Below are 5450 nucleotides of genomic sequence, written 5' to 3' on the forward strand. Positions count from 1 at the left end.
TTCCAGAGAGAACTCATAGAACAGCGCCGCCTGTGCTTCCTGCTTTGGTCCCAGCATCCCTAAATCTCCCAACCAATATTGGAATTGAAGCAGCGGATGCCCCCTCGATCAAGAAGAGTTTTTCAACGAAATATGCTCAAGATTATTGATGCTGCGCTATGCGCGAATGTTGGCTTTGCCAAAGCGGTCTCGATACTGCGTCGGCAGCACGCCGAGCCTTCTGACAAAGCTTCGTCGCATCTTCTGCTCAGTTGTGAACCCTGACAGATAAGCAATCTCCTTGATTGGCTTAATGCTTACCTCCAAATATGAACGCGCGAGCGCAAGGCGCCGTTCTTCGACGAATTGGGAGGGCGTCTTTCCAAATTCATGCCTGAAATCGCGATGCAGTGTGCGTTCTGTTGTTCCGGCAAGTTCTGCCATCCTTTTTACGCCCCATGGCGCAGTCGGGTCTTGTTCGATGTGACTGTATAGCTCGCCCAGGCGTTGGCTGGATGCCGCCTGCGCCTTGAGGGGTGCAGAGTATTGCGACTGCCCGCCTTGCCGCTTCATAAAGACGACCATTTCACGGGCGACACTCAGTGCGACACGCCGTCCGTGGTCTGCCTCTACAAGCGAAAGGGCGAGATCAATGCCTGCCGTCACCCCCGCCGAGCAATGAAACTTGCCGTCATGGGTGAAAATCTCATCAAGATGCCATGCGACTTTCGGAAACGTCTCAAGAGCGAGATCGACACGCTCCCAGTGCGTCGTGGCCTTTCTGTTATCCAAAAGCCCGGCGGACGCGGTAAGAAGACTGCCCGAGCAGATCGAAACGAACCGCTTCGCGTTCGGCTCGATCTCGGTCAGAAACCCTCGCAATGAGGCATCGAACAATCGCTGATCAACGCCGGGGCCGCCGGGAACAACGAAAACATCCGCACGATGACGTCCGGCAAACGACACCTGCGCGGTCAGCGACAATCCGGTGTCCGTCTGAATGTCATTGCCGTCTTCTGTGACGATGGAAATGGCGTATGCGGTCCAACTCAAGATCTTGTTCGTGGATGCGAATACTTGAGCGGGACCAGCCACATCCATGAGCAGAACATCGTCGAAGCCCAGGATGAGGACGGATTGAAGGCGCTTTGTCTGATTTTGAAGGTTAGCAATCATTTCTGACTTCAGCCATGGCGCGTAGGCTTGTGTCAACCGAAAGCCGCAAAGCGAGAAAGTCACATGTCACGAACCTTTATCACAGACGTTCCAGGTGTTCCGGCATCGTCGTCTCCCATCTCCAACGCAGTGGTCGTGGGCAAAACGTGCCATATCTCGGGCCAGCTGGCCGTTCATGAAGATGGTTATCATGAGGGTAGCGCGCAGGAAGAGGCAGATCGCGCCTTTGACCTGGTGTTCAAGGTTGCGGAAGCTGCGGGCTTTAATTCCGACGAGATTGTCTATGTCGATATTGCGTTTGCCGACCTTGAACGCGATCTGCCGGAGGTGAATGACGTCTGCCGGGCGCGGTTTTCGCAGTTTCCGGCAAGGACAATCTATCAGGCAGCAAAACTGCCCTTTGGTGCAAAGATCAAGATACAGGCAATCGCAATGAAAGACGCTTCATGATGGCGGATGGGCCTCTCTTTCGGAACAAGAGTATCGCTGTGTTCTGCGGTTCAGCGTCCGGGAAGCACTATGATTATCAATCCGACGCCTTCGACACGGGCCACGCGCTGGCAAGCGCCGGTCACAGGATCGTATACGGTGGCGGACATGTGGGGCTTATGGGGGCATTGGCGGACGGGTGCATTGACGCTGGCGGACACATCACCGGTGTTATGCCTCGCGCGCTTGTCGATCGCGAAATCGCTCACAATGGTCTGAGCGATTTACGCATCGTCGCGGACATGCATGAACGCAAGGCGGAAATGGCAGATCGCGCGGATGCATTCATTGTCCTACCCGGCGGCAGCGGCACATTTGAGGAGTTCTTCGAGCAATGGACATGGGGCCAGATCGGCTACCATGAAAAACCTATCGGCTTGCTGAACCTGAACGGCTACTTTGATCCGCTGCTTGGCATGCTCGACCAGATGGTTCATAGCGGTTTCCTTTCAGAGCCTCACCGCGAAATGCTTTTTGATGGTTCAGATATCAGCGCGCTTCTGGAGGATTTTGCTTGTTACAATCACCCTCCCGTCAAAGGTTACCAGAGCAATAGGTAATGTAGGTTAACAGCCACACCGCCGAAATGGTCGAAGCCCTGTCAGCAAGCGAGCGCTTGTGCGCTGTGGTGTGATCCAGGTCGTGGCGGTTCAAGGTGACTTTTCGGCGGGCAATCTGAAGGCCACCCACTGATAGGCCCGGCGCTTCGTTTGGACCGGCGTTACATGCCCGGAGTTTGCTCAACGGGGCTTCTGGCAGGTTATGGCATCATTTGAGACCACAATAAGCCCGCAAAATAGATTCCGATACCAAAGGACAGATGCGCAAGCAGGCTCCGTTGCCTTGCAACCCATGGCGATGGGACCTTCGAAGCAGCGACCCCAAATCCAAAAGCAGGCTGCATGATAAAAAACGGAGCGGAGAGGCTCAGCAGACCGGTCACAAGCGGATTCAGCAAATCCGGGGCGATGTACCAGTCAGCTCCCATCAGGGCGAGCATCAGGAAAACAAAGAAAATGCCGATACCGTAGTGAACCAGCCAACCAATGGCTCGTTCATGGCGTTGTGGAGGCGATTGCAAAATAGTGTTGTGAAAGAATTGACCCCTCGATAGGCCAATGATCCACCTTCCAACCAGGGCGTAGTTCAGGCTTGGTATCTTAAGCAGTCGCCATTGGAGCCACGCAATAGCGTCCATGAACGCTGTCGCACCGATGCCGATGACAACCACGGCAGCTGCCACATCTATCGTATTCATAACACGCCCCTTTTTCTTGCGCCAAATCGCAACGGAACATACGTTGCCACTTCAAGTCGACTTGAGGTCAAGTATGAAAACCATCGATATTGCAGGACTTTCACATCGAACCGGACTGCCCGCATCAACCCTGCGATACTACGAGGAACGGTCCTTGATCAGCTCGATAGGGCGCAAAGGTCTTCGGCGGTTGTTCGACGCGACAGTCTTCCAGCGCCTTGCCCTCGTAGCACTTGGGCGGTCGGCGGGTTTTTCGCTGTCAGAGATTGAAGCCTTTTTCTCATCTGATGGTTCAGCCTTCATCGACCGTAAATTGCTGCATGAAAAAGCTGCGGAGATTGATCATCAAATACAGATATTGCAACACGTTCGAGATGGGCTGCTACATGTCGCAGAATGCCCGGAACCAAGCCACTTGGAGTGTCCAAGGTTTCAGAAAATGATGCGTATCGCTGCAAAGAAACAAGCGCGCGCGGCGAAGCGCTGACCATTTCACATGTGATCAAATAGCCGTTGCAGTCCCATGTTGACCGATGCTGTGGTGAGTACAAAGGTCCCCTTTTGCGACATCGGTGCTTGACCTCAACCTTGGTTGAGGTTGTAGCTATGCGTTTTGCATGCGGCGGGGAGGATGATTGATGCAAGTATTTGTCTTGGGTGGCACGGGAACGATTGGAACTGCCGTTGTGGCGGAACTGGTGCGCCGAAACCACAAGGTCTTGGCTTTGAGCCGTTCGGAAAGGTCTGACGAACTGCTTATCTCTGCCGGGGCGAAACCGTTCAGAGGCGATCTTTCCGACCCGGATCATTGGGCAGATGTGGCTATCTCATCCGATGCGATCATACAGGCTGCAGCGACGTTTGAGGAAGATATGGGAGATGTGGACGCCAAGGCTATGAGAGCCGTAATTCATGCATCTGAAACACGGACCGAACCGACGCGGCTGATCTATACTGGGGGATGCTGGCTCTACGGTGAAACCGGTGACGAAATAGCAGTGGAAGACCGACCATTTGACCCGCTGCCATCGTTCTCTTGGATGGTAACGCACGCGCAAGCGCTACTCGACGCGCCTAATCTGCGCACGACGGTTGTCCATCCAGCAATGGTCTATGACATGCGTGACGGTGGGGCGTTCGATCGTTTTTTATCTGCTGCGAAGACTGGACAACGCATTGAAATCTGGGGGAGTGCGGCCACCCGCTGGCCCCTGATCGAAAGCCGTGATCTGGCCCGAGCCTATTGCGACCTCGTGGAACGCTCCGACCTTCTAGGGTACTTCAATGCGGCTGCCGAAGAAGGTGTCGCCGTAGGCAGGATCGCTTCCGTGATCTCTAAAGCCTATGGTTCTCCAACAGAAATTATAACCCGTACGGTGGATGAGGCCGTGAAGGAGCACGGTGCGTGGGCGAAAGGCCCGACTCTCGATCAACAAATGTCGGCGCGGAAGTTGCAGTCAGCTGTTGGCTGGCGACCGCAAGTCACTGACTTCGCCGAAGCAACCTCCCGGTGGATAAGGGACCCTCTGTCCTAATCTGTGTAAGGCAGTTTTGTTTGAAGTTTGTGGCTGCTGTTACCGACATCGGGGCACGCAAATTCTCGCGTGCGCAGCGAGTGACCGGTGTAGGGAAGCCGCAATACAGCGCTTGATGCTGGGATGAAGGTTCGCATTGGGCCGCCAGTGAAGACGGCCCAGCTTTTCTAGATTTCAATTGCTTCTGCAATCGCAAGGGCATCTTCAAGTTCGACGCCGAGATATCTGACCGTACTGTCCATCTTGGTATGGCCGAGGAGGAGCTGAACGGCACGAAGGTTTCCGGTTTTCTTGTAGATCTGCGTCACCTTTGTTCGTCTCATTGAATGCGTGCCATATGCGCTCGCCTCAAGGCCGATCGAAGTCACCCAATCCCTTACGATCCGCGCGTATTGGCGGGTCGAGATGTGAAGGCGCTCATGGAACTTGCCCGGCCATAGATATTCAGAGCCGACCATGAGCTCGTCTTCCATCCACTTCTCGACTGAGACCTGGGTGCCTTCTGAAATCTCAAAGCGCACAGGTTTCTGCGTCTTGCTTTGCAGCACCGATGCCCGTTCTTTGATCTAGCCGGACGCCATGACGTCGACGACCTTCATCTTGACCAAGTCGCAGCTGCGAAGTTTGCTATCGATGGCCATATTGAAGAGCGCGAGATCGCGATGGTTTTCTGCCAATTCAAGTCGAACCCGGATCGCCCAGACATGCTTTGGCTTCAACGGGCATGTCCGTCTTCAGAGTTTTTCGGAGAACTGAGGCTGTTTGGTAGTGGAGGCTCTGGTTCAGTTTCAGTTTCAGTTTCTGGTTCAGTTTCTGGTTCAGTTTCAGTTTCAGTTTGAGTTTCAGTTTCAGTTTCAGTTTCTGGTTCAGTTTCAGTTTCAGTTTGAGTTTGAGTTTGAGTTTGAGTTTGAGTTTGAGTTTGAGTTTATGCGGCAGCTGATTGGTGCTGCAAGCGACGTGTTTGGATTGTCTTCTTTTTGATCTCCTCTCTCATTTTCAGGATCTTTGCGTCG

The 5450-nt window shown here is 53.8% G+C and carries 7 protein-coding genes and 1 pseudogene; 5 read left to right on the plus strand and 3 right to left on the minus strand.

Features of this window, described 5'->3' with window-relative positions; all coding sequences use genetic code 11:
• Positions 1-156: 156 nt before the first annotated feature.
• Positions 157-1218, minus strand: coding sequence for a GlxA family transcriptional regulator (locus H7848_RS19485; RefSeq protein WP_208354617.1), 1062 nt, complete (start codon positions 1216-1218; stop codon positions 157-159).
• Between H7848_RS19485 and H7848_RS19490 the strand changes: the two genes are divergently transcribed.
• Positions 1219-1605: a RidA family protein gene (locus tag H7848_RS19490; RefSeq protein ID WP_208354619.1), complete on the plus strand. Its 387-nt coding sequence runs from the start codon at positions 1219-1221 to the stop codon at positions 1603-1605.
• A complete protein-coding gene (locus tag H7848_RS19495) occupies positions 1602-2204 on the plus strand; it encodes an LOG family protein (protein WP_237072867.1) in 603 nt (200 codons plus the stop codon). The genes H7848_RS19490 and H7848_RS19495 overlap by 4 nt, the downstream gene beginning before the upstream one ends.
• Before the next feature lie 200 nt (positions 2205-2404).
• Here the strand turns inward: H7848_RS19495 and H7848_RS19500 are convergent, their stop codons facing one another.
• Complete coding sequence (locus tag H7848_RS19500) at positions 2405-2902, minus strand: DUF2938 domain-containing protein (protein WP_208354621.1); 498 nt, start codon at positions 2900-2902, stop codon at positions 2405-2407.
• 73 nt (positions 2903-2975) lie between these two features.
• Here H7848_RS19500 and H7848_RS19505 point away from each other — a divergent pair, with 73 nt between their 5' ends.
• Both H7848_RS19505 and H7848_RS19510 read left to right on the plus strand, forming a co-directional pair.
• Positions 2976-3389: a helix-turn-helix domain-containing protein gene (locus H7848_RS19505; protein ID WP_208354623.1), complete on the plus strand. Its 414-nt coding sequence runs from the start codon at positions 2976-2978 to the stop codon at positions 3387-3389.
• A 151-nt stretch (positions 3390-3540) separates the two neighbouring features.
• The gene (locus H7848_RS19510; RefSeq protein ID WP_208354625.1) at positions 3541-4437 is read left to right on the plus strand and encodes an NAD-dependent epimerase/dehydratase family protein; all 897 of its coding nucleotides are present in this window, start codon (positions 3541-3543) and stop codon (positions 4435-4437) included.
• A gap of 167 nt (positions 4438-4604) precedes the next feature.
• Here H7848_RS19510 and H7848_RS19515 read toward each other — a convergent pair.
• A pseudogene (locus H7848_RS19515) lies at positions 4605-5156 on the minus strand (tyrosine-type recombinase/integrase).
• 49 nt (positions 5157-5205) lie between these two features.
• On the opposite strand from H7848_RS19515, the gene H7848_RS19520 reads away from it, so the two are divergent.
• A complete protein-coding gene (locus H7848_RS19520) occupies positions 5206-5418 on the plus strand; it encodes a hypothetical protein (RefSeq protein WP_208354627.1) in 213 nt (70 codons plus the stop codon).
• Positions 5419-5450 lie beyond the last annotated feature (32 nt).

The sequence above is a fragment of the Pseudaestuariivita rosea genome (assembly GCF_017592335.1).
In the GTDB taxonomy this organism is placed as follows: domain Bacteria; phylum Pseudomonadota; class Alphaproteobacteria; order Rhodobacterales; family Rhodobacteraceae; genus Parasulfitobacter; species Parasulfitobacter rosea.

Coding starts and splice junctions, on each gene's coding strand:
- H7848_RS19500 (WP_208354621.1), bottom strand. CDS start 2,902: ATGAATACGATAGATGTGGCAGCTGCCGTGGTTGTCATCGGCATCGGT.
- H7848_RS19495 (WP_237072867.1), top strand. CDS start 1,602: ATGATGGCGGATGGGCCTCTCTTTCGGAACAAGAGTATCGCTGTGTTC.
- H7848_RS19510 (WP_208354625.1), top strand. CDS start 3,541: ATGCAAGTATTTGTCTTGGGTGGCACGGGAACGATTGGAACTGCCGTT.
- H7848_RS19490 (WP_208354619.1), top strand. CDS start 1,219: ATGTCACGAACCTTTATCACAGACGTTCCAGGTGTTCCGGCATCGTCG.
- H7848_RS19505 (WP_208354623.1), top strand. CDS start 2,976: ATGAAAACCATCGATATTGCAGGACTTTCACATCGAACCGGACTGCCC.